Origin of the sequence: Microbacterium sp. CSI-V, from assembly GCF_001984105.1 — a bacterium.
Lineage (GTDB): Bacteria > Actinomycetota > Actinomycetes > Actinomycetales > Microbacteriaceae > Microbacterium.
Window position 1 is genome coordinate 127,893 of the sequence record NZ_MTQM01000009.1, and the last position, 24,559, is coordinate 152,451.

Genomic DNA, 24,559 nt, shown 5'->3' on the forward strand with positions numbered 1-24,559 from the left:
TCTCGTCGCGGAGGGCCTGCTCAGAATCCGAGTCGACCGAGCTGCTTGGGGTCGCGCTGCCATTCCTTGGCCACGCGCACGTGCAGGGACAGGTATACCCGACTTCCGACAAGCGGCTCGATGCCCTTCCGCGCGCGTGCGCCGACGCCGGCGAGTCGCGAACCCTTGTGGCCGATGATGATGGCCTTCTGACTGTCGCGCTCGACCACGATGTTGGCGAAGACGTCGGTGAGGTCGGTGCCCTCTCGCGGTGCGACGTCCTCGATGGTGACGGCGATGGAGTGCGGAAGCTCGTCGCGCACGCCGTCGAGAGCCGCCTCGCGGATGATCTCGGCGATCCGGTCCTCGAGCGACTCGTCGGTGACGACGTCGTCGGGGTAGAGCGCCGGCCCCTCGGGCATCAGCGAGAGCAGCTCGTCGCTCAACACGTCGAGCTGATCCCGCGTCACGGCCGACAGGGGGATCACGGCCGCCCAGTCCTCGCGCAGCGCGTCGACCTCGATGAGCCGCTCGGTGATCTGCTCGCGGCTCGCGGCATCCGTCTTCGTCACCAGGGCGACCTTCTTCGCCCGCGGGTATCCCGACAGGGATTCGGCGATGCGACGGTCTCCGGGACCGACCTTCTCGGTCGCGGGGACGCAGAACGCGATGACGTCGACATCGCCGAGCACCTGCTCGACCAGGTCGTTGAGGCGCTGGCCCAGTAGCGTGCGCGGGCGATGGATGCCGGGCGTGTCGACCACGACGAGCTGGCCCCCGGGGCGGTTGACGATGCCGCGGATCGCGCGACGCGTCGTCTGCGGCTTGTCGCTCGTGATGGCGACCTTCTCGCCCACGAGGGCGTTCGTCAGGGTGGACTTCCCCACGTTGGGGCGACCGACGAAGGTCACGAAGCCGGATCGGGTGGCGCTCATCTGTCGTTCCTCTCGCGAGCGGAGCCCGCGGGCGCCGTCTCGTCGTCTTCCTCATCGTCGTCGGCCCGCTCGACGATCACCGTCGCGATGCCGCGGTTGCGCCCCCGGGACGCGCCGCCGGTCATGACCAGGCCGGAGTGCTCAGCGGTGGCGCCGGGCTGCGGGATCCGGCCGAGCGCCTTGCCCAGCAGGCCGCCGATCGAATCCACGTCCTCGTCGTCGAGTTCCAGGCCGAACAGGTCGCCGACCTCGTCGAGACCGAGGCGCGCGCTCACGCGGTAGCGGCCGTCCTCCAGCGGCACGACCTCCGTCGAGGGCGCGTCGTACTCGTCGGAGATGTCGCCCACGAGCTCCTCGATGAGATCCTCCAGCGTGACGAGCCCCGAGACACCGCCGTACTCGTCGACGGCGAGGCACACGTGCACGGCATCCTTCTTCATCTGCTGGAGCAGGGTCTCGGCCTTCATCGTCTCGGGGACGAACACCGCCGGGCGGGCGATCCGGCGGATCGGCGCGTCGCGCCAGCCCTCCTCCTCGCGGAACGCGAACTGCACGAGGTCCTTCAGGTACAGCATGCCGACGATGTCGTCGGCCTCGTCGTCGGCGAGGGGCACGCGGGACACGCCCTTGTCGAGGAACAGGGCGAGCGCCTCGCGGGTCGTGGCCGCGGCATCCACCGTCACCATGTCGGTGCGCGGCACCATGACCTCGCGCACGTAGCGGTCGGTGAAATCGAACACCGAGTGGATGAGTTCGCGATCGTCCTCTTCGATGAGCTCGTTCTCGGCGGCCTCGTCGATGATGCTCAGGAGCTGCTCCTCCGACGCGAACGACGTCGAGCGGGCGAGGCCCGGCGTGATGCGGTCGCCGACCGCGACGAGCCCGTGCGCGAGCGGCCCGAGCAGGATGCGCATGCCCCGGATGATCGGCGCCCCGCCCCGCAGCAGGCCGGTGGCGTGCTGACGACCCACCGCCCGCGGACTCGCGCCCACGACCACGAACGAGATGCCGGTCATGAGGACGGCCGCCGCGATCAGGGCCAGCCAGATGTTGTCGAACAGGAGCATGAACGCCGCCGCGACGAGGACGGCCGCGGTGGTCTCGGCCAGCACGCGGATGAACACCACGGCCGTGACATGCGCGCTCGGGTCGTCGGCGATCCGCTGGAGCGCGCGGGCGTTGCGCCCTCCCGCGCCGAGTTCGGCCAGGTCGGCTCGGGAGGTGACCCCCAGGGCCGCCTCGGACGCCGCCATGAAGCCGCCGAAGGCGACGAGGACGAGGGCGGCGACGAGGAGGAGGGCCGCGGTCATGCGCGGCGGCGGCGCTCGACGGCCTGGAAACCGGTGATGAGCTCGCGCTGCAGGCCGAACATCTCGCGCTCCTCGTCGGGTTCGGCGTGGTCGAAGCCGAGGAGGTGCAGAAGCCCGTGAGTGGTGAGGAGGATCAGTTCGTCCTGCGTGGAGTGCTTCGCGGTGACGGCCTGGGTCTCGGCCACGGCGGGGCACAGCACGATGTCGCCGAGGAGGCCCGCGGGGGTGGGTGAGTCCTCGGTACCGGGGCGCAGCTCGTCCATCGGGAAGCTCAGCACGTCGGTCGGGCCCGGCTCGTCCATCCACTGCACGTGGAGGGACTCCATCGCCCCCTCGTCGACGAGCACGATGGCGACGTCGGCGTCCGGGCTCACGTGGAGCTCGGCGAGGTTGTACTCCATCAGACGCAGCAGTACCTGCTCGTCGACGTCGTGGCCGGATTCGTTGTTGATCTCGATGGTCATGAGCGGTTTCGTCTCGGGAGGTGATCGCGCGGACCCGCGGGACGGGCGGCGCTACGGCGTTCGGCACGGCTGGCGAATTCGGATGCCTCGTCGCGTTCGCGGCGGGCCACGAGACGCTTCTCGTCGTATTCGCTGTACGCATCGACGATACGGCCGACGAGCGTGTGACGCACGACGTCGGCGCTCGTGAGATACGAGAAGTGGATGTCGTCGATGTCGCCGAGCACCCGCGTGACCAGCCTCAGCCCGGACGCGCCCTGCGGCAGGTCGATCTGCGTGATGTCACCCGTGACCACCATGCGCGTGCCGAACCCGAGACGCGTGAGGAACATCTTCATCTGCTCGGGCGTGGTGTTCTGTGCCTCGTCGAGCACGACGAACGAGTCGTTGAGCGTGCGGCCGCGCATGTACGCCAGCGGCGCGACCTCGATGGTGCCCGTCGCCATGAGCTTCGGGACGATGTCGGGGTCCATCATCTCGTTGAGCGCGTCGTACAGCGGGCGCAGGTACGGGTCGATCTTGTCGGTGAGGCTGCCCGGGAGGAACCCCAGGCGCTCCCCCGCCTCGACGGCGGGACGCGTGAGGATGATGCGGCTGACCTCTTTGCGCTGCAGCGCCTGCACGGCCTTCGCCATCGCGAGGTAGGTCTTGCCGGTACCGGCGGGGCCGATGCCGAAGACGATCGTGTTCTCTTCGATCGCGTCGACGTACGCCTTCTGCCCCAGGGTCTTGGGGCGGATGACCTTGCCGCGCGACGACAGGATCGCCTCGCCGAGCACCTCGGACGGGCGGGGCCCGCCGTCGGAGCGGAGGATGCGGCTGGAGCTCGAGACGTCGGACGGGTCGAGGCCCTGGCCGTTGCGGGTCATCGTGAGGAGCTCCTCGACGAGACCCTTCGCCGCGGCCACGGCCGATGCGCCCCCGGTGAGGGTGATCTCGTTGCCGCGCACGTGGACGTCGACGTCGGGGTGCTCCTTCTCGACCACGCGCAGCAGTCGGTCGTGGGGGCCCAGGAGCTGGACCATGGCGACGCCGTCGGCGTACAGACGCTCGACGACGGGTTCTTCGGGGGTATCAGCCACCCGTGCTCTTTTCGTTCAGTCCGCCCGCGAGAACGTGGGCGTGTACATGGAAGACCGTCTGACCGGCACCGGCGCCGGTGTTGAAGACGAGTCGGAAGTCGCCGTCGGCGTGCTCGGCGGCCACGGAGTTCGCGAGCCCCACGATCTCGGTCAGAAGGTCGGGGTCGCCGGCGGCCAGTTCCACGACGTTGCGGTACTGCTCGGTCTTGGGGATCACCAGCAGGTGTACCGGCGCCTGCGGCGCGATGTCGCGGATCGCGAAGGCGTTCTCGGTCTCGGCGACGATCTCGGCGGGGATCTCGCCCTGGAGGATGCGTGTGAAGATCGACGGCTCGGTCATGGCATCCAGTCTATCGACGGGGTCCGGCGCCGGGCCGGGAGGAGGCGCTACCAGCGTCCCGTCGCTGCGGAGAGCACGGAGATCGCCGCCGCGCCCGCTGTCGAGGTGCGCAGCACCGTGTCGCCGAGGCGGACGAGCCGGGCACCCGCCGCCCGCAGCGCGGCCAGCTCCTCGGGCGCGATGCCGCCCTCGGGGCCGACGACGAGCACGACGTCACGATCGTCGGACGAATCGGATGCCACGGCGGTCAGCCTCTCGACGGCGGACGGCTCCAACACGAGAACGCGCGCGTCGCCCGCCCGCGTGATCAGATCCGACAGACGTGCGACGCCCTCGACCTCGGGGATCCACGCGCGATGCGCCTGCTTCGCCGCCTCGCGGACGATCGCGCGCCAGCGGGCGAGGCCCTTCTCGGCCTTGGCATCCCACCGCGAGACGCTCCGCGCGGCCTGCCAGGGGACGATCGCGTCGACTCCCAGCTCGGTCGCCGCCTGCACCGCGAGCTCGTCCCGGTCGCCCTTCGCGAGCGCTTGCACGAGGACGATGCGCGGCGACGGTGCGGGAACCTCGACGCGCGCGGTGACCCGCACGTCCACCTGCTTGGGCGTCGCGGCCGTCACGACACCGTCGAGCCACACGCCGCGCCCGTCGCCGAGCGTCACCGCCTCGTCGACGCGCACGCGCCGGACCGCGGCGGCGTGGTGCGCCTCCGGACCGGTCAACACGACGGCGTCGCCGACGCTCGCGGCCGCGGCGTCGTCCGTGACGAAGTGCAGCGCCACGGTCAGTGCCGGAAGCGGTCGCGGAACTTCGAGAACAGGCCCTGCTGGTGCTCGGCCAGGCGCGGCTGGGGGGCCTTCGTGCGCTTGGCGAACTCCTCGATGAGGGCGCGCTCCTTGTGGTCCAGTCGCGTCGGGGTCACCACGTGCACGCCGATCTTCAGATCGCCGCGCTGGCTGCCGCGCAGCGGCGTGATGCCCCGGCCCTTGATCGTCAGCACGTCACCGGACTGCACGCCCGGTCGCACCTCGAGGTCGACGCTGCCGTCGAGCGACTCGATCGTCGTGGCGGTGCCGAGGATGGCATCCGGCATCGAGACCTCGAGGGTCGCGAGCAGGTCGTCGCCCTCGCGGCTGAAGGCGTCGTGCGACTCGACGGTGATCTCGAGGTACAGGTCGCCGTTCGGGCCGCCCGCGGGACCGACCTCGCCCGAGCCGGGGAGCTGCAGGCGCAGGCCCGTCTCGACGCCGGCGGGGATGTCGACCGACACCGTGCGGCGGGCGCGGACGCGCCCCTGACCCTGGCACGTTCCGCAGGGGTACGGGATCGTCGTGCCGTGGCCCTGGCAGACGCTGCAGGGCTGGCTGGTCACGACGTTGCCGAGGAGGCTGCGGACCGTGCGCTGCACGTGTCCCGACCCGTGGCAGATGTCGCAGGTGACCTCGCCCGTCCCGGGCTGCGTGCACGCGCCCTGGCAGGTCTCGCACAGGACCGCGGTGTCGACCTCGAGGTCGCGGTGCACGCCGAAGACGACGTCGCCGAGCTGGAGCGTGACGCGGACGAGAGCGTCCTGCCCGCGCTCGCGACGGGACCGGGGACGCGGGCCGCGCCCGCCCCCGCCCTGTGCGCCGCCGAAGAACGTCTCGAAGATGTCGCTGAAGCCGCCGAAGCCGGCCGCTCCGCCGCCGCCGAAGGGGTTCTGGTCGCCGCCCATGTCGTAGCGGCGGCGCTGCTCGGGGTCGCTCAGCACGTCGTAGGCGTGGGTGACGAGCTTGAACCGTTCGGACGCGTCCTCGCCCGGGTTCACGTCCGGGTGGAGCTCGCGCGCGAGACGCCGGTACGCACGCTTGATGTCGTCGGGGCCGGCGTCGCGCGCGACGCCGAGGACCTCGTAGTGGTCAGCCACAATCGCCTTCCTGCCCGCTCACGCGGGGTCGTTCCGTTTCCGTGCGGTCCTCGTCAACGAGCGGTGTCGTCGTCTTCGAGCATCCGGGTGAGGTAGTGCGCGACGGCGCGGACCGCCGCGAGGTTGGAGGAGTAGTCCATGCGCATGGGGCCCAGCAGGCCCACGCGCGCGCCGCCCGCGGAACCGTCGTACCGGCTCGCGAGGACGGATGCCTCCACCAGACCGAACGGTTCGTTCTCGCGGCCGATACTGGCCGAAAGACCCTGCTCGTCGGCCACCATCTCGGTCATGAGTCGCAGCAGCGTGACCTGTTCCTCGATGGCCTCGAGAAGCGGGTAGATGCTGCCGCGGAAGTCGGATTCGCGTTTGGCGAGGGTCGCCGCGCCCGCCATGACCAGGCGGTCCTGACGGAACTCCTCGAGCTCTTCGCCGACGACGCGGAGCACCGCATCGGCGATCGCGTCGAGCGCGTTGCCGGGTCGCGGCCCGTCGGTCGTCGCGACCGTCTGCGCGCAGTCGGCGACGCTGCGGCCCACGAGCAGCGCGCCCACCCGCGCCCGCAGTTGGACGATGTCGCTCTCGGACGGCTCGAACGGGACCAGGGCGATCCGCTCGGAGACACGGCCGGTGTCGGTGACGAGGATGACCAGCACACGGGGGCCGCCGAGGGCGACCAGCTCCACGTGCGAGAGGTTGGCGCGGGCGAACGAGGGGTACTGCACGATCGCGACCTGGCCGGTCAGCTGCGTCAGCGCGCGCACCGTCCGCGCGAGGAGGTCGTCGAGGTCGCCGGCCTCGTCGAGGAAGGACGTGATAGCGCTCCGCTGCGCCGACGAGAGCGGGCGGAGCTCGGCGAGGTGATCGACGAAGACGCGGTAGCCCTTGTCGGTGGGCACGCGCCCCGACGACGTGTGGGGAGCGACGATGAGGTCTTCGTCCTCCAGCAGCGCCATGTCGTTGCGGATGGTCGCCGCCGACACCCCGAAGGCGTGCCGCTCGACGATCGCCTTGCTGCCGACGGGTTCGCGCGTGTCGACGTAGTCCTGGACGATCGCGCGGAGCACTTGCAAGCCGCGTTCGGACACCATGGCCGGCTCCCTCCTCCTGGCACTCCGGTCACCTGAGTGCCAATTCTAGAGCACGCGCCCGCCGTGGAGTCGGAAGCGCGCTCAGGCGGTGAGGGCGCGGACGACGGCGTCGGCGAGCAGTCGGCCTCGACGCGTGAGCACGATGCGCCCGCGCACGGCATCCGGTCCTTCGACGAGGCCGTCGGCGATGAGGGATGCCACCGCCTTCCGGCCCGCGCCGAGGAGTTCGGACACCGGCAGCCCCTCGCGGATCCGGCTGCGCAGGAGCACCGACTCCAGGCGCCGTGCGGTCTCGTCCGGCCGCTCGCGTGCCGCGGCCGGCGACTCCCCCGCCGCCAGACGCTGCGCATACGCCGCGGGGTGCTTCACGTTCCACCACCGGAGTCCGGCGACGTGGCTGTGCGCGCCCGGGCCGAAGCCCCACCAGTCGGTGCCGCGCCAGTACGCGAGGTTGTGCCGCGAGCGGTGGGACGTCTCGGTCGCCCAGTTCGACACCTCGTACCAGTCGTAGCCGGCACCGCCGAGGAGGTCGTCGGCGAGCTCGTACATGTCGGCCTGCAGGTCGTCATCCGGCATCGCCACGACGCCGGAGCGGATCTGGCGCGCGAGCTTCGTGCCGTCCTCGACGATCAGCGCGTACGCCGAGACGTGATCGGGCCGCAGCGCTGTCGCCGTCTCGAGCGACGCGCGCCAGTCGTCGAGCGACTCCCCCGGCGCGCCGTAGATGAGGTCGAGCGACACGTCGAGGCCGGCGCGGCGCGCCGACGCGACCGCCGTCGCGACATTGCGCGGGTCGTGGGTGCGGTCGAGCACCGCCAGGACGTGCGGCTGCGCGGACTGCATCCCGATCGACAGCCGTGTCACCCCCGCCGCCGCCAGCGTCTCGGCGACGCGGTCGTCGACGGTGTCGGGGTTCGCCTCCACCGTCACCTCGGCACCGTCGGCGATGCCGAACTCGTCGCGCACCGCTCCCAGCATCCGTGCCAGATCCCCCGGCGGCAGCAGCGTGGGGGTGCCGCCCCCGAAGAACACGGTGGATGCCGCGCGCCGCCCGCCCGCAGCATCCATCACCCCGCCCGCCAGGCGCACCTCGGTGGCCAGCGTGTCGGCGAAGTCCTCCTGGCGCGCACCGCGGAGCTCGCTGGAGGTGTAGGTGTTGAAGTCGCAGTAGCCGCAGCGCACCCGGCAGAACGGGACGTGGAGGTACACGCCGAAGTCGGCGGCGGGATCGAGCGGCAGGTCGTCGGGCAGTCGCCCGTCGACGGGGGCCGGGTCGCCGAGCGGGAGCGGTCCGCCCATCAGGACGTGTACAGCGGCGAGATCGCCCGCAGGTACCGCTGGAACAGCGCCCGCCGGCGACGGCGCACGAGACCGAGGAAGACCCGGTACGACGGCGCCGTGGGGCGGTCGAAGGCCCGCACGACGAACCACACCTCGTCGTTGTCGCGCCACTCGACCGAGAACAGTTCCTCGCCGCTGACGATCGAGTGTCCGACCGTGCCGAGGATGTAACCCACGCGCCGCGGCTCTTCGAACACCGAGATCACGCGCAGATGGGCGTCGGCGCGGTGGCCGTCGACCTTGCCGTGCAGGCGGACGCTCGTGCCGGGGCGGACGAACGGCGTCCCGTCGGCTGCGAACCGCTGCTCGGACTCGAGACGGCTGGGGGCGATCGGGGCGCCCTCCGCGTCGAAACCGACGCCCGAGTAGCCGCCGTCGGCCGCCGGGCGCACGTCGGTGATGCTCAACTCCTCGGACCGCAGCGGTGCCCACGACAGCAGGAGCTCGCCCGCCGCGACGAACCGCTCCTCGCCGCTGCCGATCCGCCACGCGTCCTCGGCGGGGACCGAGTGCTCCGGCGGATATTGCATCAGGTCGTGCGCCTGGGTGGCGCCGACCGCCGCGTAGTCGACCGTGTCGTCGGTGAAGTTCTGCCGGCGCATGATCCACCCCTCTCGGTTGTAAGCGCTACTTCTTGGTCTCGACGTCGCCGGACAGGGCGGCGATGAACGCCTCCTGCGGCACCTCGACGCGGCCCACCATCTTCATGCGCTTCTTGCCTTCCTTCTGCTTCTCGAGCAGCTTGCGCTTACGGGTGATGTCACCGCCGTAGCACTTGGCGAGCACGTCCTTGCGGATCGCGCGGATGGTCTCGCGCGCGATGATGCGCGCACCGATCGCGGCCTGGATGGGCACCTCGAACTGCTGCCGGGGAATGAGCTTGCGCAGGCGCTCGGCCATCAGCGTGCCGTACGCGTAGGCCTTCTCGCGGTGGACGATCGAGCTGAAGGCATCCACCTTCTCGCCCTGCAGCAGGATGTCGACCTTGACCAGGTCGGCGGTCTGCTGACCGGCCGGTTCGTAGTCGAGGCTCGCGTAGCCCTGCGTGCGGCTCTTGAGGTGGTCGAAGAAGTCGAAGACGATCTCGCCGAGCGGCATGTTGTACCGCAGCTCGACGCGGTCCTCGCTGAGGTAGTCCATGCCGAGCAGCGTGCCGCGGCGCGACTGGCACAGCTCCATGACCGTTCCGACGTAGTCCTTCGGCAGCAGGATGCCGACCTTCACGATCGGCTCGGACACCGAGGCGACGCGACCGTCGGGGTACTCGCTGGGGTTGGTGACCGAGACCGTCTCGCCGGTGTCGGTGGTGACCTCGTACGTCACCGACGGGGCGGTGGTGATGAGGTCGAGGCCGAACTCGCGCGAGAGGCGCTCGGTGATGATCTCGAGGTGCAGGAGCCCCAGGAAGCCTGCGCGGAAGCCGAAGCCGAGCGCGACCGAGGTCTCGGGCTCGTACTGCAGCGAGGCGTCGGAGAGCTTGAGCTTGTCGAGGGCTTCGCGCAGCTCCGCGTAGTCGCTGCCGTCGATCGGGTAGATGCCCGAGAAGACCATGGGCTTCGGGTCGGTGTATCCGGCGAGGGCCTCGGTGGCGGGCTTGCGGTGGTTGGTGATCGTGTCGCCGACCTTGGACTGCCGCACGTCCTTCACACCGGTGATCAGGTACCCGACCTCGCCGACGCCGAGACCCTTGGTGGGCACCGGCTCGGGGCTGGAGACACCGATCTCCAGCAGTTCGTGCGTCGCCGTCGTCGACATCATCTGGATGCGTTCGCGCGGCGACAGCGCGCCGTCGACCATGCGGACGTACGTCACCACACCGCGGTAGGCGTCGTACACGGAGTCGAAGATCATCGCGCGGGCCGGGGCGTCGGCCTTGCCGACGGGGGCCGGGATCTTCTCGACGATGAGGTCGAGCAGCTCTTCGACGCCCATGCCCGTCTTGCCGCTCACCCGCAGCACGTCTTCCGGCTTGCCGCCGATGAGACCTGCGAGTTCGGCCGCGTACTTCTCGGGATCGGCCGCCGGGAGGTCGATCTTGTTGAGCACCGGGATGATCGTCAGGTCGTTCTCGAGTGCGAGGTAGAGGTTGGCGAGCGTCTGCGCCTCGATGCCCTGCGCGGCGTCCACGAGGAGGATCGCGCCCTCGCACGCGGCGAGCGAACGGCTGACCTCGTACGTGAAGTCGACGTGGCCGGGCGTGTCGATCATGTTCAGGGCGAACGTCTCGCCGTCGATCGCCCACGGCATCCGCACGGCCTGCGACTTGATCGTGATGCCGCGCTCACGCTCGATGTCCATGCGGTCGAGGTACTGCGCGCGCATGTCGCGGTCGCTGACGACGCCGGTGATCTGCAGCATGCGGTCGGCCAACGTCGACTTGCCGTGGTCGATGTGGGCGATGATGCAGAAGTTGCGGATCTGCGCCGGCGGGGTGGCGGACGGCTCGAGGGGCTTCAGGGCGCGCGGTGACATGTTCCGTCGATTCTACGGGCGACCGGCGACATCCCCGTCCCGAGCCGCTGCACAGACGATGTTCGTAGGCTGGATGCCATGACGGTCCAGGTCGTGCTCGTGCACGGCATCCGGACGTCCGCGACGATGTGGCGGGCCCAGGTCGAGCACCTGCGAGAACGCGGCAACCCCGTCACCGCGGTGGATCTGCCGGGGCACGGAACCCGCCGCGGCGAGGTCTTCACCCTCGACGAGGCGTTCGCGACGATCGACCGGGCGGTTCAGGATGCCGCGACCCGGGGGCCCGTGCTGCTCGTCGGGCACTCGATGGGCGGGCTGCTGTGCGTCGACTACGTCGGGCGCGAGGATCCACCGCCGGTCGCGGCGTTCATCGCGGCGTCCTGCACCTCGATCCCGCGCGGGGTCGGGCTCGCGGCGTACCGCTTCCTCGCGCGGCGGTTCGACGGTCTGCCCGACCGGGGCCTCGGGTTGACCAACTACGTGCTCGACCGGACGCTGCCCACCGAGACGCGGCACGACTTCGGTGCGGGCGGATACGCCTTCGACGCGCAGGACACCGCGCTCGCGTCATTGTCGGTGCTCGACCTGCTGGCGGCCCTGCGTCGGATCGACGTGCCGATGTGGTTCATCAACGGGCAGTGGGATCAGCTGCGGGCCAATGAGAAGCTCTTCACGTCGATCGCGCGGGATGCGGAGGTGATCGTGGTGCCCCGCACGACGCACCTCGTCACGGCGATGCGACCGCGGGTGTTCAACGCGCTGCTCGACGTGGCGCTCACCACGGTGGAAGCGACGACCTGATAGACTCGGTCCTTGGCTTGCGTGTGGGGTTTTTCCCGACCTCCACGATCGCCGGTACAGCGCCCCTCTACCGCTCGGCCGGCACTTCCAACACTCACTCAAACGAAAGACCGTCGAACGTGGCGAACATCAAGTCGCAGATCAAGCGCAACAAGACCAACGAGAAGGCGCGCGAGCGCAACAAGGCCGTCAAGAGCGAGCTGCGCACGCACGTGCGTCGCACGCGCGAGGCCGTCCTCGCCGGTGACAAGGAAGCCGCCGAGAAGGCGCTCGTCCTCGCCGGCAAGAAGCTCGACAAGGCCGTGAGCAAGGGTGTCATCCACCAGAACCAGGCCGCGAACCGCAAGTCGGCCATCGCGAAGCAGGTCGCCGCTCTCTGAGCCGCATCCTTTCGACAGCCCGTCCCGCATCGCGGGGCGGGCTTCGTCGTTTCCGGGGGTGGGGTGCGGTGCGGGTTTGGGGCGCGAGATTCTGTTCGGGGCGAGGAATGCCGCGCCCCAGACGGCCGATCCCGCCCCAAACCCTGGCCGCCTCGGCCAGCTCGGCCTCGTCGGACCCGCGATCAGAGTCGGGCGCGGTCAGCGGCCGTAAGGCTGGCGGGTCGCGATGATCGTGATCATGCGCTCGAGGGCGAAGACCGCGTCGCGCGAGGCGCCCTTCACCTCGGCGTCGGCGCGCGCGGTGGCGTGGATCGCCATACCGAGGGTCGTGGCGCTCCAGCCGACGAGGTCGCGGCGCGCGCGGTCGACCTGCCAGTCCTTCATGCCGAGGCGCTGTGCCAGCGCGCCCGACGATTCGCGGTTGCCGGCGACGCGCGCCATCGTGCGCAGCTTCATCGCGACCGCAGCGACCAGCGGGACGGGGTCGGCTCCGGATGCCAGGGCGTGCCGCAGCGCGAGGAGGGCCTGGCCGTAGTGACCGGCGATCGCCGTGTCGGCGACGGTGAACGCGGAGGTCTCGACGCGGCCGCCGTAGTAGCGCTCGACGGTGCGCTCGTCGATGTCGCCGGGGACGTCGGCGATCAGCTGCTGGCACGCGGCGGCGAGTTCGGTGAGGTCGTCGGCGAACGCCGAGACGAGGGAGCGCAGCGCGACCGGGGCGATCTTCTTCTGCGCGGCCTTGAACTCGCCGACGGCGAAGTCGAAACGGTCGGAGTCGCGCTTGATCGCGGGGCACGCGATCTCGATGCCGCTCCCCTGGCCGGCACGGATGGCATCCAGCAGCTTCTTGCCGCGCACGCTCGCGCCGGTGTGCCGCAGGACGACGGTCGCCCCGTCTTGCGGGTGCTCGAGGTAGGCCAACGCCTCGGTGAGGAACGTGTCGGAGCACTTCTCGACCCCCCCGACGCGCACGAGGCGCGGTTCGCCGAACAGCGAGGGGGACGTGACGCCCAGCAGGGTTCCGGCGGTGTAGTCGTCGGCGCGGACGTCGGTGACTTCGAGGCTCGGGTCTTCGCTCTTGAGGAACTCGCGAACGCCCGCGATCGCGCGCTCGGCGCACACCTCTTCAGGACCTGAGACGAGCACGATCGGCGCGGGCTGCGGGGTGCGCCAGCCGATCTGCGGGATCGCCGACTTGGCCTTCGCGGGGGCGGAGCGTCGGGGTGCCGGGGTCACTCCTCCAGCCTACCGACCGGGTCGGACACGGATGCCGGGGGCGCGGCCCCTCCCGGCGGCGACCGTTCCGCGCCCGGAGGTTCGCGGCGCCGCCACGGCCGCGCCCGGCGGGCACCCGGCCCCCCACGATCACGGCGCCCGCTGGCGCCACAGCGTCAGCTTCCCTTCGTCGCCGCGCCAGACCGCGAGGATGCCGTCGGTGTCGGTGCGGGCAGCCACCGTCCCATTCGCCCGCAGGATGTCGAGAAGACGCTCCGTCGGATGCCCGTACGTGTTCCCCGCGCCGACGCCGATGAGCCCGAGGTCGGCGTGGAGACGCTCGTAGAGGGCGGGGTCCTGGTCGGCGCTGCCGTGGTGGGAGACCTTCACGATCTCGACGCGGGGAACGTCGATGCGGCGGAGCAGGGCGGCTTGGGGCTCGGCGCCGAGGTCGCCGAGCATCACGGTGCGGGGGAATCCCGTGCCCGTGACGTCGATCGCGACGCTGGCGTCGTTGCCCGGTTCCATGCCCGGCAACGGGCCGAGAGCCTGCCAGCGGGTGTCGCCGACCTGTCCCGTCATCCCGATCGTGGCGGGGATCACGCGGGCGCCACCGGTGGAGAACCGGTCGAGCAGCCTCTGGTCGGCGGCTTCGCCGGTGGGTCCGTGCACCACCACATCCGCCTTCCCGAGGATGGCGGCGGACCCGCCGACGTGGTCCTTGTCGAAGTGCGTGAGGACGACCAGGTCGAGGCGATCGATTCCGAACGTTTGAAGGCACGCGGCGAGCGGTTCGGGTTCTGGACCGGTGTCGACGAGCGCCACGGCGTCGCCGGAGCGCCAGAGCGTGGCATCCCCCTGCCCGACGTCGCACATGGCCACCTGCCATGTCGTCGGCACGGTGAGGGGGCCCGCGACCGTGCGGATCGTGCTCGTCCCCCCGGCCGCGCCGACGAGGATCGCGACGACCAGGGTGGCGAGCGAGGTCAGTCGCGGCACCCGCCGCGGGCGCGTGACGGCGACCGCGATCGCGGCACCGACCACCGCAAGGAGGGCCGCCCCCGGGAGACCGTCCGGCCAGGGGAGGTTCTGGGCCGTCGACGACGCCGTCGTGTGCGCGACGCCGGCGATCCACGCGGCGGGGATCCACGCCAGAGCCGTCAGCCCGTCGCGCAGCCACGGGAACGGCGCGACACACGCGAGCGCGCCGGCGATCGTCGCGGGCGCCGCCGCCGGGTCGGCGAGCAGGTTCGCCGCGATGCCCAGCAGCGGCACGTGCGGGTCGATCAGCACGATGAGCGGGCCGCACACCAGCTGTGCCGACGTCGGCACCGCCAGGGCGAGGGCGAGGGGGCGCGGCATCCATCGCCCGAGTCCGTCGGCCAGAGGCCGGGCGAGCACGAGGAGAGCGGCGGTGGCCGCGGTCGACAGCGCGAAGCCGAGGGATCGGCACAGCCACGGGTCGGCGATGAGGAGTGCGGTGACCGCGGCGGCGAGGACGGCGATCCCGACGGTGGGTCTGCCGAACCCGAGGGCCAGGATGCCGATCGCGCTCATCGCCGCGGCCCGCACCACGCTCGGCTCGGGCGTGACGAGGACGACGAACCCGGCGAGCACCAGGAGGGCGCCGGTCACCCGGACCCAGCGACGCGCACCGCACGCGGCCAGGAGTGCGAAGGCCGTACCGACCACGAGGGCGCAGTTGGCTCCGGACACCGCGGTGAGGTGTGAGAGCGAGGACGCTTTCATCGCCGTCTCGGTGACGGGGTCGAGGCTCGACGTGTCGCCCACGGCCAGCCCGGGGATGAGGCCGGCGCCGGGTTGCGGTAGTCCTCGGGTCGAGGCGACGAGCCCGTCGCGCAGATCCTCGAATGCCGCCCACACGCCTCGCGGCGGAGGGGCGCGCTCCACGTCGTCGGCCCGGAGCACGAGGATCGCCCGTTCGGCCGGATCGGCCGGGATCGCGCGCCCGGACACCACGACCTCGCTCCCCTGCCCCGCGGCGGACAGACGCTCGCGCTCCTCGGCGTCGACACCGATCCGCGCGGGAATCACGCCGCGCACGGTGATCTGGCCCGCGGAGACGCTCGTCACCGTCGCGTCGAACCACGCCCCGCCGTCGGCGCTGCCCGACACATGCCCGGTGACGGTGGCGGTCACGCGCAGATGACGGCCCCCGTTGACCTCGAGGTCGGCGACGGCCTGGCGCGTGGGGGTGAGCGCGGCGACGGTCCCTCCCGTGGCGGCGGCGCACGCCAACACGACGGTCGCGACCAGCAGGGCCGGGTGCCGGAGCCGGACGAAGACGGCGCCGACGGCCGCGGCGGCCAGACCGAGGCCGACCGCCACCGGCCCCGCCTCCGGCGTCGCGGTCGTGACGGCCGCCGCGATCCACGTGCCGACCGCCACGGCGACCGTTCGCCACGCCCGCCTCCGGAGGGCCTTCCGCTCGCTCACACGCGCACCAGATCGCGCAGGCTCGCGAGCATCTTGTCGCCGATGCCGGGAACCGATCCCAGGTCGTCCACGCTCGTGAAGCGGCCGTTCTCCTCACGCCAGGCGAGGATGCGGTCGGCCAGTGCCGGACCGATCCGGGGCAGGGCGTCGAGTTGCTCTCGCGTCGCGGTGTTGAGGTCGAGCGGACCGGAAGAGGCGGTGCTGCCGCCCGCCGCCGCGGTCGTCGGCTCGGCCCCCACGACGGGGACGACGATCTGCTCGCCATCGGTCACGGTGCGCGCCAGGTTCACCCCGTCCCGGGCGGCGTCGTCGGCGAATCCGCCCGCTCGGGCGATGGCATCCGCGACCCGGTCGCCGACCTCGAGCCGGTAGAGGCCGGCCGCGCGGACGGCACCGGCGACGTGCACGTACACGCCGGCGGCGGGTGCCCCGCTCACGTCCGGCGCCGGTGTGGACGACGCCGTTACCGTCTCTGCGCCCGTTGCGCCGCGGAAGATCCCGATGCCCACCGTCACCGCGAAGGCGAGCAGCACCAGCACGATCACGGCCCCCACGCCGAGCCGCCGTCGCGGAGGCAGCCGGAGCGACGGCGGATCGGTGTCGGGGACGGTGGCCACCCGAGCACGCTACGAAGTCGGACCACGGGCCCGGAGCCGAGGAGCCCCGAACGGTGGACAGCCCGCGGAATCAGTCCGCTGGGGAGGACTCGCGCCTAGCCTGGAGGGATGAACGAGAACGCCTGGCGCGCCATTCTCGCCGCGCTGGCCGACGACTCCGCCCGCGAGGTGTACGCCCGCGTTGTCCTCGGCGAGTCGGCCACCCCCACCCTCGACGCGCTGACGCCCGCGCGCGCCCGCCGGGTCGTCACGGCGCTCACCTCGGCCGGGCTCCTCACCGAGACGCCCCAGGGCTACTCCGCCTCGCCGGCGGTCTTCGCCGATGCCCTGAAAGCCGCACCCCGTGCCGCACGCCCGACCGGCGTCGACCGGTTCTTCACCGACGGCCGCCTCACGGACTACCCCTCACGGGCCGGCGACCGACGCGAGGTCCTCGCCGCCGTGGCGTCCCGGGTCCTTTCCGACGGCGAACGCCTCACCGAGCGCCAGATCAACGACCGGCTCGCCGACATCGTCGACGACGTCGCCGCGATCCGCCGCTACCTGGTCGACGAGGGCCTCATCGAGCGCACGCGCTCCGGCACCGAGTACGCCCTGGCGCGTCCGTGAACGACGGATGCCACGCCCCCGCGCTCCGCAGAGCGTCAGGGGACGTGGCATCCGGAACGACGAACTACTTCGTCGAGAAGCTGACCACCTTGGGCGGACGCACGACCGCACGCACGATCTCACGGTCGCCCAGTGCCCGCCGCACCTTCTCGTCGGCGCGGGCGGCGGCCTCCAGCGCGTCGGCGCCGATCTTGGCCGAGACCTCGAGCGTGCCGCGCACCTTGCCGTCGATCTGCACGACCGCGGTCACGGTGTCTTCCACGAGCAGCGTCGGGTCGGCCTGACGCCAGGTCTGCAGGCCGACGAACCCGTCGTAGCCGAGCGTCTGCCACATCTCCTCCGCGGTGTGCGGGGCGAACAGGTCGAGGGTCATCGCGATGACCTCCGCCGCTTCGCGGACGGCGGGGTCGCTCGCGCCGGCGGAGCCGTCGATCGCCTTGCGGGTGGCGTTGACGAGCTCCATGAGGCGGGCGACGACGACGTTGAACTTCGTCTGCTCGATGAGGTTCGGCGCCTCGGCCAGCAGGCGATGCGTGACACGGCGGAGAGCCTGATCGCCCTCGGCCCACACCACGTCGGTCTCGCTGTCGACGTCGTGCGCGATGCGCAGGGCGCGCGCGAGGAACTTCGCCGCCCCCGTGGTGGAGACGTCGTTCCAGTCCTTGTCGTCCTCCACCGGGCCGGCGAAGGCCAGGGCGACGCGCAGCGCGTCGGCGCCGTGGGCGTCGAGCTCCTCCTGGAAAAGCACCAGGTTGCCCTTGCTCTTGGACATCTTCGCGCCGTCGAGGATCACCATGCCCTGGTTGATCAGGCTCGAGAACGGCTCGGTGAACTCCACCAGGCCCATGTCGAACAGCGCCTTCGTGATGAAGCGCGCGTACAGCAGGTGCAGGATCGCGTGCTCGACACCGCCGATGTAGAAGTCGACCGGACCCCACTTGCGGGCCTCGGGCAGCGAGAACGCCTCGTTGGGGTCGTTGGGCGACAGGAAGCGCAGGAAGTACCACGAGCTGTCGACGAACGTGTCCATCGTGTCGGGGTCACGCAGCATCTTCTGGCCGGTCTCGGGGTCGGTGACCTCCACCCAGTCGGTGGCGGCGCCCAGCGGCGACGAGCCCTTGGGCTTGAGGTCGAGGCCCTCGACCGACGGCAGCACGACGGGCAGCTCGTCCGCGGGCACGGGCACGATGGTGCCGTCCTCGGCGTGCAGCATCGGGATCGGCGTGCCCCAGTAGCGCTGACGCGAGATGAGCCAGTCGCGCAGGCGGTAGGTCTTGGCGGCGCGGCCCACGCCCTTCGCCTCGAGCTCCTCGATCATGCGCGCGATCGCGTTGCGCTTGGACAGGCCGTTCAGCGATCCGGAGTTGATCATGCGACCGTCGCCGGTCAGCGCGACACCGGTCTTCGCGGGGTCGAGGTCGTCGACGTCGCCCAGCGGGTCGATCGGCACGCCGTCCTCGTCGAGCTCGATGACCGGGATCGCACCCGTGACCGGGGCGTTCGTGTCGACGACGACCTTGACGGGCAGGTCGAACGCGCGGGCGAAGTCGAGGTCGCGCTGGTCGTGCGCGGGCACGGCCATGACGGCTCCGTGACCGTAGTCGGCCAGTACGTAGTCGGCGGCCCAGATCGGCAGCTTCTCGCCGTTGATCGGGTTGATCGCGTAGTGGCCGAGGAACACACCGGTCTTCGGACGGTCGGTGGCCTGCCGCTCGATGTCGGTCGCGCGCTGCACCTCCTGCAGGTACGCCTGGAACTTCTGCCGCACCTCGATGTCGGCGGATGCCGCGAGCTCGGCCGCGAGGTCGGACTCGGGCGCCACGACGAAGAACGTCGCGCCGTGGAGGGTGTCGGGACGAGTGGAGAACACCGTGATCTTCTCGGCGCGGCCCTCGATCTCGAAGGTGATGTCCGCGCCGATGGAGCGACCGATCCAGTTGCGCTGCATCTGGATGACCTTCTGCGGCCAGAACCCCTCGAGCTGGTTCAGGTCGTCGAGCAGCCGGTCGGCGTAGTCGGTGATCCGCAGGAACCACTGGGTCAGCTTCTTCTTCACCACGACGGCGCCGCTGCGCTCGCTCGTGCCGTCGGGCAGCACCTGCTCGTTGGCGAGCACCGTCTGGTCGACCGGGTCCCAGTTCACCAGCGCGTCCTTGCGGTACGCGAGGCCCTTCTCGTACAGCTTCTGGAACAGCCACTGGTTCCAGCGGTAGTACTCGGGGTCGCTGGTGTGCAGCACGCGGCTCCAGTCGAACGAGACGCCGTAGTCCTTCAGGCTCTCCTTCTGCTGCGCGATGTTCGCGTACGTCCACTCGACGGGGTCGGCCCCGCGCTTGATGGCCGCGTTCTCGGCGGGCAGGCCGAACGAGTCCCACCCGATGGGGTTGAGCACGTTGTATCCGCGGTGGCGCCAGAAGCGCGCGACGATGTCGGAGTAGAGGTAGTTCTCGGCGTGCCCCATGTGGAGGTCGCCCGAGGGGTACGGGAACATCGCGAGCACGTACTTGCGCGGACGCGTGTCGCCGTCGCCGCCGGCGCGGAACGGGTCCTTCTCGGCCCACGCCTGCTGCCACTTCGCCTGGATCGCATGGGGGTCGAAGCCTCCGTCGACGGACGGCACGGAAGGAACGTTCTGTGACACGGGTGAGACCAATCGTGAAAGTCGGGAGACCACAAGGGCCAACGTCCAGGCTACCGGACCCCGCGACACGCCTTCCGGCGCCGGCGGGCGCTCACCATCCGGGCGGGACGACCGCGCCGACGGCGGCGAGCGGAGCCCGCGCCTTGATCCCCACTTCGGCGACCTCGGATGCCGCGACCGACCGCCACGTGATCCCTCCGCCGGCGCCGACCCAGGTGGCATCCGGTTCGACGACGATGCTGCGGATCACCATCGCGAGGTCGGCCGCGCCGTCGTCGCCGATCCACCCGAACGCGCCGGAGTAGACGCCGCGCGGTGCGCCCTCGAGGCCCGCGAGGATCTCCATCGCCGACGCCTTCGGGGCGCCCGTCATGCTCCCGGCCGGGAACGCCGCGGCCACGAGGTCGCCGACCGTCGTCCCGGCGCGCAGGGTGCCCGAGACCTCGCTGACCAGCTGATGCACCGTGGGGTACGTCTCGACCTCGAGCAGCCGGTCGACGCCCACCGACGACGGCTCGCACACCCGCGACAGGTCGTTGCGCATGAGGTCGACGATCATGACGTTCTCGGCGCGCTCCTTGGCATCCGTCCGAAGGTCTTCGGCGAGGGCGCGGTCGTGAACGGGGTCCGGATGCCGCGGGCGCGTGCCCTTGATCGGATGGGTGTGGACGCGGCCCCCGCGCACCTCGAGGAACCTCTCGGGCGACGCGCTCACGAGCGCCGTGTCGGCCTGCCGGACGAACCCGCCGTGGTGCGACGACGCCTGCCGTCGCAGGCGGCGGAACACGGCGAGGGCGTCGGCGGTCCCCGACAGCCGGAAGCGGGTGGTGAGGCACAGCTGGTAGGCGTCGCCGTCGGCGATGCGCTCCCGGCAGGCCGCGATGAGATCCGCGTACTCCTCGGGTGTGTGGCGCGCGGATGCCGCGCCCCGGTGTTCCGCATCCGGGACGGCCGGAGCGATCCCGGCGCCGTCCGCGGTGCGCGCGAGTTCTTCCGCGGAACCTGCCGCCGAGAACGCCCAGACACGGCGCGCGGCGTGGTCGAACGCGAGCAACTCCTCGACGCGGAGCCACGCGGGGACGCCCTCGTACGAGATCCAGCCCACCCAGCCGCCGCGGAAGGCGGGACCCTCGAGGTCCGCGTGGGCCGTGGCATCCACAGCCAAGGGCTCTGCGCCGGGGACGGGATGCCCGGTGCCGAGGTAGCTCCAGCCCGACGACGCGTCGGGGCCCGCGTCGAGCCAGAACGCGTGCGGTGCGGTGGCGAACAGGGTGGAGAAGACGTCGTCGGGGTCGCGCCACCGCGGCAGGGCGACCGGGGAGACAGAACGCGGCACGCTCCCAGGCTAGGCCGCGCGGACGCCCGTAGGCTGAGCGAGGTGAACGAGATCCTCACGTGGCTGCTCGACGTCGTCCAGAACGTCGACCCCGTGGTGCGCACGCTCGTCGCCGGAGTCGCGATGATGCTGGAGACCAGCGTGCTGGTCGGTCTCGTGGTCCCCGGCGACACCGTCGTCATCGTCGCGGGCACGGCGATCGCGTCGCCGCTGGAGGGGATCCTGCTCGGGGTGGCCGTCGTGATCGGGTCGCTCGCCGGCGAGAGCCTCGGCTTCTGGCTGGGACGCTACTTCGGTCCGCGCATCCGCGCCTCCCGTCTGGGGCAGAAGCTCGGCGACCGCAACTGGGAGCGTGCCGACCGGTACCTCCGCCGTCGCGGGGGCCCCGCCATCTTCCTGTCGCGCTTCCTCCCCGTGCTGCATTCCCTCGTGCCGCTGACGGTCGGCATGAGCGGCTACCGCTACCGACGGTTCCTGGCGTGGACGGCGCCCGCGTGCATCGTCTGGGCCGGCCTCTACATCACCGTCGCCGCCACGGCCGCGGGGACCTATCGCGAGCTCGCCGACCGCATCCACTACGCCGGGTACGTCTTCGTCGGGATCATCGTCGTCTTCCTCCTCCTGGTCTACATCGGCAAGAAGGTGTTGGAGCGCATCGAGCGCCGGCATCTCGCCGAAGAGCACGACTCCCTCGAACCGGCGGGCGACGACGTGAAAGACTGAGCGGGATGCCTCGCTCCCCTCGCGCCAAAGTGCTCTGGTTCGCCCGCCTGGAGTACCGCTTCCATGCCTGGCGCGAGCGTCGCGCGCGGGCTCGCGGTCTCCGCCCCTCCGTCACCGGCTTCCCGGGATACGGGACCGAGGAGTGGGTTCGCGTCCTGGGCCGCGTCCTCATCGCTCCCCCGGTCAAGCGCACGTCCACCGGCGACTTCGCGAGCCTGAGGGGATGGCGCAGTTTCGCCGCGGTCCCGGTCGGGTACGCCCAGGTCAGGGTGACGATCGAGGGAGTCGCGCACGAGGTCGTCGCCGACCGCGGCGGCGTCATCGACGCGAAGCTCCCCGCGTCGCTTCCTCCCGGATGGCAGACCGTGACGATGACGGTCGAGGGCAGCGAACCGACCGAGACCCGGGTGTTCGTCGTCGGCTCGGGCGTGCGTTTCGGCGTCGTCAGCGACGTCGACGACACCGTCATGGTCACGGCTCTCCCCCGCCCCCTGCTCGCCGCCTGGAACTCTTTCGTCGTCGACGAGCACGCCCGCCAGCCCGTCCCCGGCATGGCCGTGATGCTCGAGCGGCTCTCGCGTGAGCACCCCGGTGCCCCCGTGATCTACCTCTCCACGGGCGCGTGGAACGTGGCGCCGACGCTCACGCGCTTCATGCGCCGGCACCTCTTCCCCGCGGGCGCGTTCCTGCTGACCGACTGGGGGCCGACGCACGACCGGTGGTTCCGCAGCGGCCGCGACCACAAGGAGGGCAACCTCCGGCGACTGGCCACCGAGTTCCCGAACGTGAAGTGGCTCCTGGTCGGCGACGACGGACAGCACGACGACGCGATCTACACGCAGTTCGCGATCGAGCACCCCGAGAGCGTGGCCGCCGTCGCCATCCGGCGCCTGCTCCCCGCCGAGGCGGTGCTCGCCGGTGGTCGCACGGCCGTCGACGACCACTCCGCCGCCGACGTGCCGTGGGTCTCGGAATCCGACGGCGCCGGACTCCTCGAGCGTCTCGAGGACGTCGGCGTCATCGCCGGCGACGCCTGACGCCGCCGCCGCCGGGGCCGCGAGACTGCACCTGGCTGACGAACCCACTGCAGCCTGCAACGGAGATGTCAGGCGCGTGCTGTCTCAGGGCACAGACCGCGCCGCCGGACGGCTCGGACGGGCGATCCGCGCCGGCCACAACCCCACCCGCACCGCCGCCGATGTCGGAACCCCCGCGTACGGTGGAGGCATGTGCGGTCGATTCGTCGTGGCCAACGTGGCATCCGAGCTCGTGGGGGTGCTGCGCGTCGACGTCGAGACCGATGAGCTGCCGCCGCCGTCGTACAACATCGCGCCCACGGCATCCGTGGCTATCGTGCTCGACTCGGTGAAGACCGAGCCGCCCGTGCGGCGCCTCGAGGTCGCACGGTGGGGGCTCGTCCCCGGCTGGGCGAAAGACGTCAAGATCGGCGCGCGGGCGTTCAACGCGCGGTCGGAAGAGATCGAAGACAAGCCGATGTTCCGCAACGCCCTGATCAAGCGTCGCGCGGTGATCCCCGCCTCCGGCTATTACGAGTGGAAGACCACCGAGGCGGGCAAGACCCCGCACTACATCCATCCCGCCGACGGCTCGCCGCTGTTCTTCGCCGGGCTCTACGAGTGGTGGAAGGATCCCGCCAAGGCGGAAGACGACCCGACTCGCTGGGTCCTCAGCTGCACGATCCTCACGCGCGACGCGATCGGCCGCCTCGGGTCGATCCACGACCGGATGCCGCTGTTCATGGACCCCGACTTCGCCGACTTCTGGCTCGACCCGACGACCGAGAACGTCGGCGACATCCTGGATGCCGCGGTCGACGCCGCCCCCGACGTCGCTGAGACGCTCGACGACCATGTCGTGTCGTCCGCGGTCGGGAACGTCCGCAACGACAGCCCCGACCTCATCGAGCCGGTCGAATGACGACGCTCCTCGAGACGGACGTGCTTCCGCGCGCGGAGTGGACCGCGCGGGCGGACGCGCACGCCGAACGCGCCGACGCGCTGACGGCCGCTCACCGCGCCCGCGCGTCCCGGGGGCAGAAGCATCCGGTCGAAGACTTCCTCTTCACGTACTACTCGTACAAGCCGGCGATCCTTCGACGGTGGCATCCCGGTCCCGGCATCGTGCTGGCCGAGGCCGACGAGCGCGCGTCCTGGCGCTGGTACCGGGTCGCGCCGGAGGGGACGGAGGTGGATGCCGAGGCGTTCCGCCGCGACCGCGGTTCGCTGTACCGCGGCGTGGTGAACCTGTTGCGGGCCACCGCTGCCCGCCCGGCTCAGTTCGGGTGCTTCGGGCTGCACGAGTGGGCCATGGCGTTCCGCGCCGACGAGGTGCGCCACGCGGTGCCGTTGCGTCTCGGGCGCGACGGCACGGATGCCGTGGTCGAGGCGCACGATCTCAAGTGCACCCACTTCGACGCGTTCCGGTTCTTCACGCCCGAGGCGGTTCCGCGCAACCGGACCCCGCTCGCCCGCGAGGGGCAGATCGACGTCGAGCAGCCCGGATGTCTGCACGCCGGCATGGACGTCTACAAGTGGGCGGTGAAGCTCGGCCCGCTCGTGCCCGGCGAGATCCTGCTCGACGCGTTCGAGCTGGCACGCGACATCCGCACGCTCGACATGAAGGCGTCGCCCTACGACCTCGCCGACTGGGGCTACTCCCCCGTCGCGATCGAGACCCCGGAAGGCAAAGCGCAGTACGTCGCCCGTCAGCGCGCCCTGAGCGAGCGTTCGCAGGCGCTGCGGACAGCGCTCGTCGCCGCGGTCACGGAGGGCGACGACACGCCCGGTGGAGCCGATTTCCTGCGCCTGGAATCCGTGTAGTAAGCTCATGGAGTTGCCTCGAA

General features: G+C 71.2%; 23 protein-coding genes. 7 read left to right on the forward strand and 16 right to left on the reverse strand.

Going from position 1 to position 24,559, the window contains the following annotated elements; all coding sequences use genetic code 11:
• Window positions 1-20: 20 nt before the first annotated feature.
• From era to lepA, 11 genes are all read right to left on the reverse strand, one after another.
• On the reverse strand, window positions 21-914 hold the full coding sequence (gene era / locus CSIV_RS11325) for a GTPase Era (protein WP_077051524.1): 894 nt from the start codon (window positions 912-914) through the stop codon (window positions 21-23).
• Window positions 911-2,224: a hemolysin family protein gene (locus tag CSIV_RS11330; protein WP_077051525.1), complete on the reverse strand. Its 1,314-nt coding sequence runs from the start codon at window positions 2,222-2,224 to the stop codon at window positions 911-913. Before CSIV_RS11330 ends, era begins: the two co-directional genes overlap by 4 nt.
• The gene (ybeY, locus tag CSIV_RS11335; protein ID WP_077051526.1) at window positions 2,221-2,688 is read right to left on the reverse strand and encodes an rRNA maturation RNase YbeY; all 468 of its coding nucleotides are present in this window, start codon (window positions 2,686-2,688) and stop codon (window positions 2,221-2,223) included. Before ybeY ends, CSIV_RS11330 begins: the two co-directional genes overlap by 4 nt.
• Window positions 2,685-3,713: a PhoH family protein gene (locus CSIV_RS11340; RefSeq protein WP_139340754.1), complete on the reverse strand. Its 1,029-nt coding sequence runs from the start codon at window positions 3,711-3,713 to the stop codon at window positions 2,685-2,687. The genes ybeY and CSIV_RS11340 overlap by 4 nt, the downstream gene beginning before the upstream one ends.
• A gap of 49 nt (window positions 3,714-3,762) precedes the next feature.
• Window positions 3,763-4,110, reverse strand: a complete 348-nt coding sequence (locus CSIV_RS11345; RefSeq protein ID WP_077051528.1) for an HIT domain-containing protein — start codon at window positions 4,108-4,110, stop codon at window positions 3,763-3,765.
• Between the two features lie 47 nt (window positions 4,111-4,157).
• Complete coding sequence (locus CSIV_RS11350; RefSeq protein ID WP_077051529.1) at window positions 4,158-4,892, reverse strand: 16S rRNA (uracil(1498)-N(3))-methyltransferase; 735 nt, start codon at window positions 4,890-4,892, stop codon at window positions 4,158-4,160.
• 2 nt (window positions 4,893-4,894) lie between these two features.
• Window positions 4,895-6,016, reverse strand: coding sequence for a molecular chaperone DnaJ (gene dnaJ / locus CSIV_RS11355; RefSeq protein ID WP_077051530.1), 1,122 nt, complete (start codon window positions 6,014-6,016; stop codon window positions 4,895-4,897).
• 53 nt (window positions 6,017-6,069) lie between these two features.
• Window positions 6,070-7,104, reverse strand: a complete 1,035-nt coding sequence (gene hrcA, locus CSIV_RS11360; protein ID WP_077051531.1) for a heat-inducible transcriptional repressor HrcA — start codon at window positions 7,102-7,104, stop codon at window positions 6,070-6,072.
• An 81-nt stretch (window positions 7,105-7,185) separates the two neighbouring features.
• The gene (gene hemW / locus CSIV_RS11365; protein ID WP_077051532.1) at window positions 7,186-8,403 is read right to left on the reverse strand and encodes a radical SAM family heme chaperone HemW; all 1,218 of its coding nucleotides are present in this window, start codon (window positions 8,401-8,403) and stop codon (window positions 7,186-7,188) included.
• Window positions 8,403-9,047: a DUF1990 family protein gene (locus tag CSIV_RS11370; protein ID WP_077051533.1), complete on the reverse strand. Its 645-nt coding sequence runs from the start codon at window positions 9,045-9,047 to the stop codon at window positions 8,403-8,405. Before CSIV_RS11370 ends, hemW begins: the two co-directional genes overlap by 1 nt.
• Window positions 9,048-9,072: 25 nt before the next feature.
• Window positions 9,073-10,917: a translation elongation factor 4 gene (lepA, locus tag CSIV_RS11375; protein WP_077051534.1), complete on the reverse strand. Its 1,845-nt coding sequence runs from the start codon at window positions 10,915-10,917 to the stop codon at window positions 9,073-9,075.
• 78 nt (window positions 10,918-10,995) lie between these two features.
• On the opposite strand from lepA, the gene CSIV_RS11380 reads away from it, so the two are divergent.
• Both CSIV_RS11380 and rpsT read left to right on the forward strand, forming a co-directional pair.
• Window positions 10,996-11,718, forward strand: a complete 723-nt coding sequence (locus CSIV_RS11380; protein WP_077051535.1) for an alpha/beta hydrolase — start codon at window positions 10,996-10,998, stop codon at window positions 11,716-11,718.
• Window positions 11,719-11,837: 119 nt separating this feature from the next.
• Window positions 11,838-12,098 carry a 30S ribosomal protein S20 gene (rpsT, locus tag CSIV_RS11385; protein ID WP_077051536.1) on the forward strand — a complete coding sequence of 87 codons (261 nt, stop codon included), beginning with the start codon at window positions 11,838-11,840 and terminating at the stop codon, window positions 12,096-12,098.
• Window positions 12,099-12,296: 198 nt separating this feature from the next.
• Here the strand turns inward: rpsT and holA are convergent, their stop codons facing one another.
• The 3 genes from holA to CSIV_RS11400 form a co-directional block, all read right to left on the reverse strand.
• Complete coding sequence (holA, locus tag CSIV_RS11390) at window positions 12,297-13,334, reverse strand: DNA polymerase III subunit delta (RefSeq protein WP_077051537.1); 1,038 nt, start codon at window positions 13,332-13,334, stop codon at window positions 12,297-12,299.
• 129 nt (window positions 13,335-13,463) lie between these two features.
• Window positions 13,464-15,770: a ComEC/Rec2 family competence protein gene (locus tag CSIV_RS11395; protein ID WP_139340693.1), complete on the reverse strand. Its 2,307-nt coding sequence runs from the start codon at window positions 15,768-15,770 to the stop codon at window positions 13,464-13,466.
• Window positions 15,767-16,387 carry a helix-hairpin-helix domain-containing protein gene (locus tag CSIV_RS11400; protein ID WP_238592370.1) on the reverse strand — a complete coding sequence of 207 codons (621 nt, stop codon included), beginning with the start codon at window positions 16,385-16,387 and terminating at the stop codon, window positions 15,767-15,769. The genes CSIV_RS11395 and CSIV_RS11400 overlap by 4 nt, the downstream gene beginning before the upstream one ends.
• 108 nt (window positions 16,388-16,495) lie before the next feature.
• Here CSIV_RS11400 and CSIV_RS11405 point away from each other — a divergent pair, with 108 nt between their 5' ends.
• Window positions 16,496-16,996, forward strand: a complete 501-nt coding sequence (locus tag CSIV_RS11405; RefSeq protein WP_077051539.1) for a DUF2087 domain-containing protein — start codon at window positions 16,496-16,498, stop codon at window positions 16,994-16,996.
• 64 nt (window positions 16,997-17,060) lie between these two features.
• Here CSIV_RS11405 and leuS read toward each other — a convergent pair whose 3' ends face one another.
• Complete coding sequence (gene leuS, locus CSIV_RS11410) at window positions 17,061-19,637, reverse strand: leucine--tRNA ligase (protein ID WP_077051540.1); 2,577 nt, start codon at window positions 19,635-19,637, stop codon at window positions 17,061-17,063.
• Window positions 19,638-19,728: 91 nt separating this feature from the next.
• A complete protein-coding gene (gene pabB / locus CSIV_RS11415) occupies window positions 19,729-20,973 on the reverse strand; it encodes an aminodeoxychorismate synthase component I (RefSeq protein ID WP_077051541.1) in 1,245 nt (414 codons plus the stop codon).
• Window positions 20,974-21,015: 42 nt separating this feature from the next.
• Here pabB and CSIV_RS11420 point away from each other — a divergent pair, with 42 nt between their 5' ends.
• The 4 genes from CSIV_RS11420 (at window position 21,016) to CSIV_RS11435 (ending at window position 24,536) form a co-directional block, all read left to right on the forward strand.
• Window positions 21,016-21,696, forward strand: a complete 681-nt coding sequence (locus CSIV_RS11420; RefSeq protein ID WP_077051542.1) for a DedA family protein — start codon at window positions 21,016-21,018, stop codon at window positions 21,694-21,696.
• Window positions 21,697-21,701: 5 nt separating this feature from the next.
• Window positions 21,702-22,733 (forward strand): App1 family protein, encoded by a 1,032-nt coding sequence (locus tag CSIV_RS11425; RefSeq protein WP_077051543.1) that lies wholly within the window; start codon window positions 21,702-21,704, stop codon window positions 22,731-22,733.
• Between the two features lie 190 nt (window positions 22,734-22,923).
• Window positions 22,924-23,634 carry an SOS response-associated peptidase gene (locus CSIV_RS11430; protein WP_077052631.1) on the forward strand — a complete coding sequence of 237 codons (711 nt, stop codon included), beginning with the start codon at window positions 22,924-22,926 and terminating at the stop codon, window positions 23,632-23,634.
• Window positions 23,631-24,536: a 3-methyladenine DNA glycosylase gene (locus CSIV_RS11435; protein ID WP_077051544.1), complete on the forward strand. Its 906-nt coding sequence runs from the start codon at window positions 23,631-23,633 to the stop codon at window positions 24,534-24,536. The genes CSIV_RS11430 and CSIV_RS11435 overlap by 4 nt, the downstream gene beginning before the upstream one ends.
• Window positions 24,537-24,559: the final 23 nt, after the last annotated feature.

Excerpts from the sequence above, each read along its gene's own strand:
- CSIV_RS11340 (WP_139340754.1), bottom strand. The coding sequence starts at position 3,713 with ATGGTCCAGCTCCTGGGCCCCCACGACCGACTGCTGCGCGTGGTCGAG.
- CSIV_RS11345 (WP_077051528.1), bottom strand. The coding sequence starts at position 4,110 with ATGACCGAGCCGTCGATCTTCACACGCATCCTCCAGGGCGAGATCCCC.
- ybeY (WP_077051526.1), bottom strand. The coding sequence starts at position 2,688 with ATGACCATCGAGATCAACAACGAATCCGGCCACGACGTCGACGAGCAG.
- CSIV_RS11370 (WP_077051533.1), bottom strand. The coding sequence starts at position 9,047 with ATGCGCCGGCAGAACTTCACCGACGACACGGTCGACTACGCGGCGGTC.
- CSIV_RS11405 (WP_077051539.1), top strand. The coding sequence starts at position 16,496 with ATGAACGAGAACGCCTGGCGCGCCATTCTCGCCGCGCTGGCCGACGAC.
- CSIV_RS11435 (WP_077051544.1), top strand. The coding sequence starts at position 23,631 with ATGACGACGCTCCTCGAGACGGACGTGCTTCCGCGCGCGGAGTGGACC.
- era (WP_077051524.1), bottom strand. The coding sequence starts at position 914 with ATGAGCGCCACCCGATCCGGCTTCGTGACCTTCGTCGGTCGCCCCAAC.
- lepA (WP_077051534.1), bottom strand. The coding sequence starts at position 10,917 with ATGTCACCGCGCGCCCTGAAGCCCCTCGAGCCGTCCGCCACCCCGCCG.
- hrcA (WP_077051531.1), bottom strand. The coding sequence starts at position 7,104 with ATGGTGTCCGAACGCGGCTTGCAAGTGCTCCGCGCGATCGTCCAGGAC.
- CSIV_RS11330 (WP_077051525.1), bottom strand. The coding sequence starts at position 2,224 with ATGACCGCGGCCCTCCTCCTCGTCGCCGCCCTCGTCCTCGTCGCCTTC.
- hemW (WP_077051532.1), bottom strand. The coding sequence starts at position 8,403 with ATGGGCGGACCGCTCCCGCTCGGCGACCCGGCCCCCGTCGACGGGCGA.
- CSIV_RS11430 (WP_077052631.1), top strand. The coding sequence starts at position 22,924 with ATGTGCGGTCGATTCGTCGTGGCCAACGTGGCATCCGAGCTCGTGGGG.
- CSIV_RS11425 (WP_077051543.1), top strand. The coding sequence starts at position 21,702 with ATGCCTCGCTCCCCTCGCGCCAAAGTGCTCTGGTTCGCCCGCCTGGAG.
- CSIV_RS11380 (WP_077051535.1), top strand. The coding sequence starts at position 10,996 with ATGACGGTCCAGGTCGTGCTCGTGCACGGCATCCGGACGTCCGCGACG.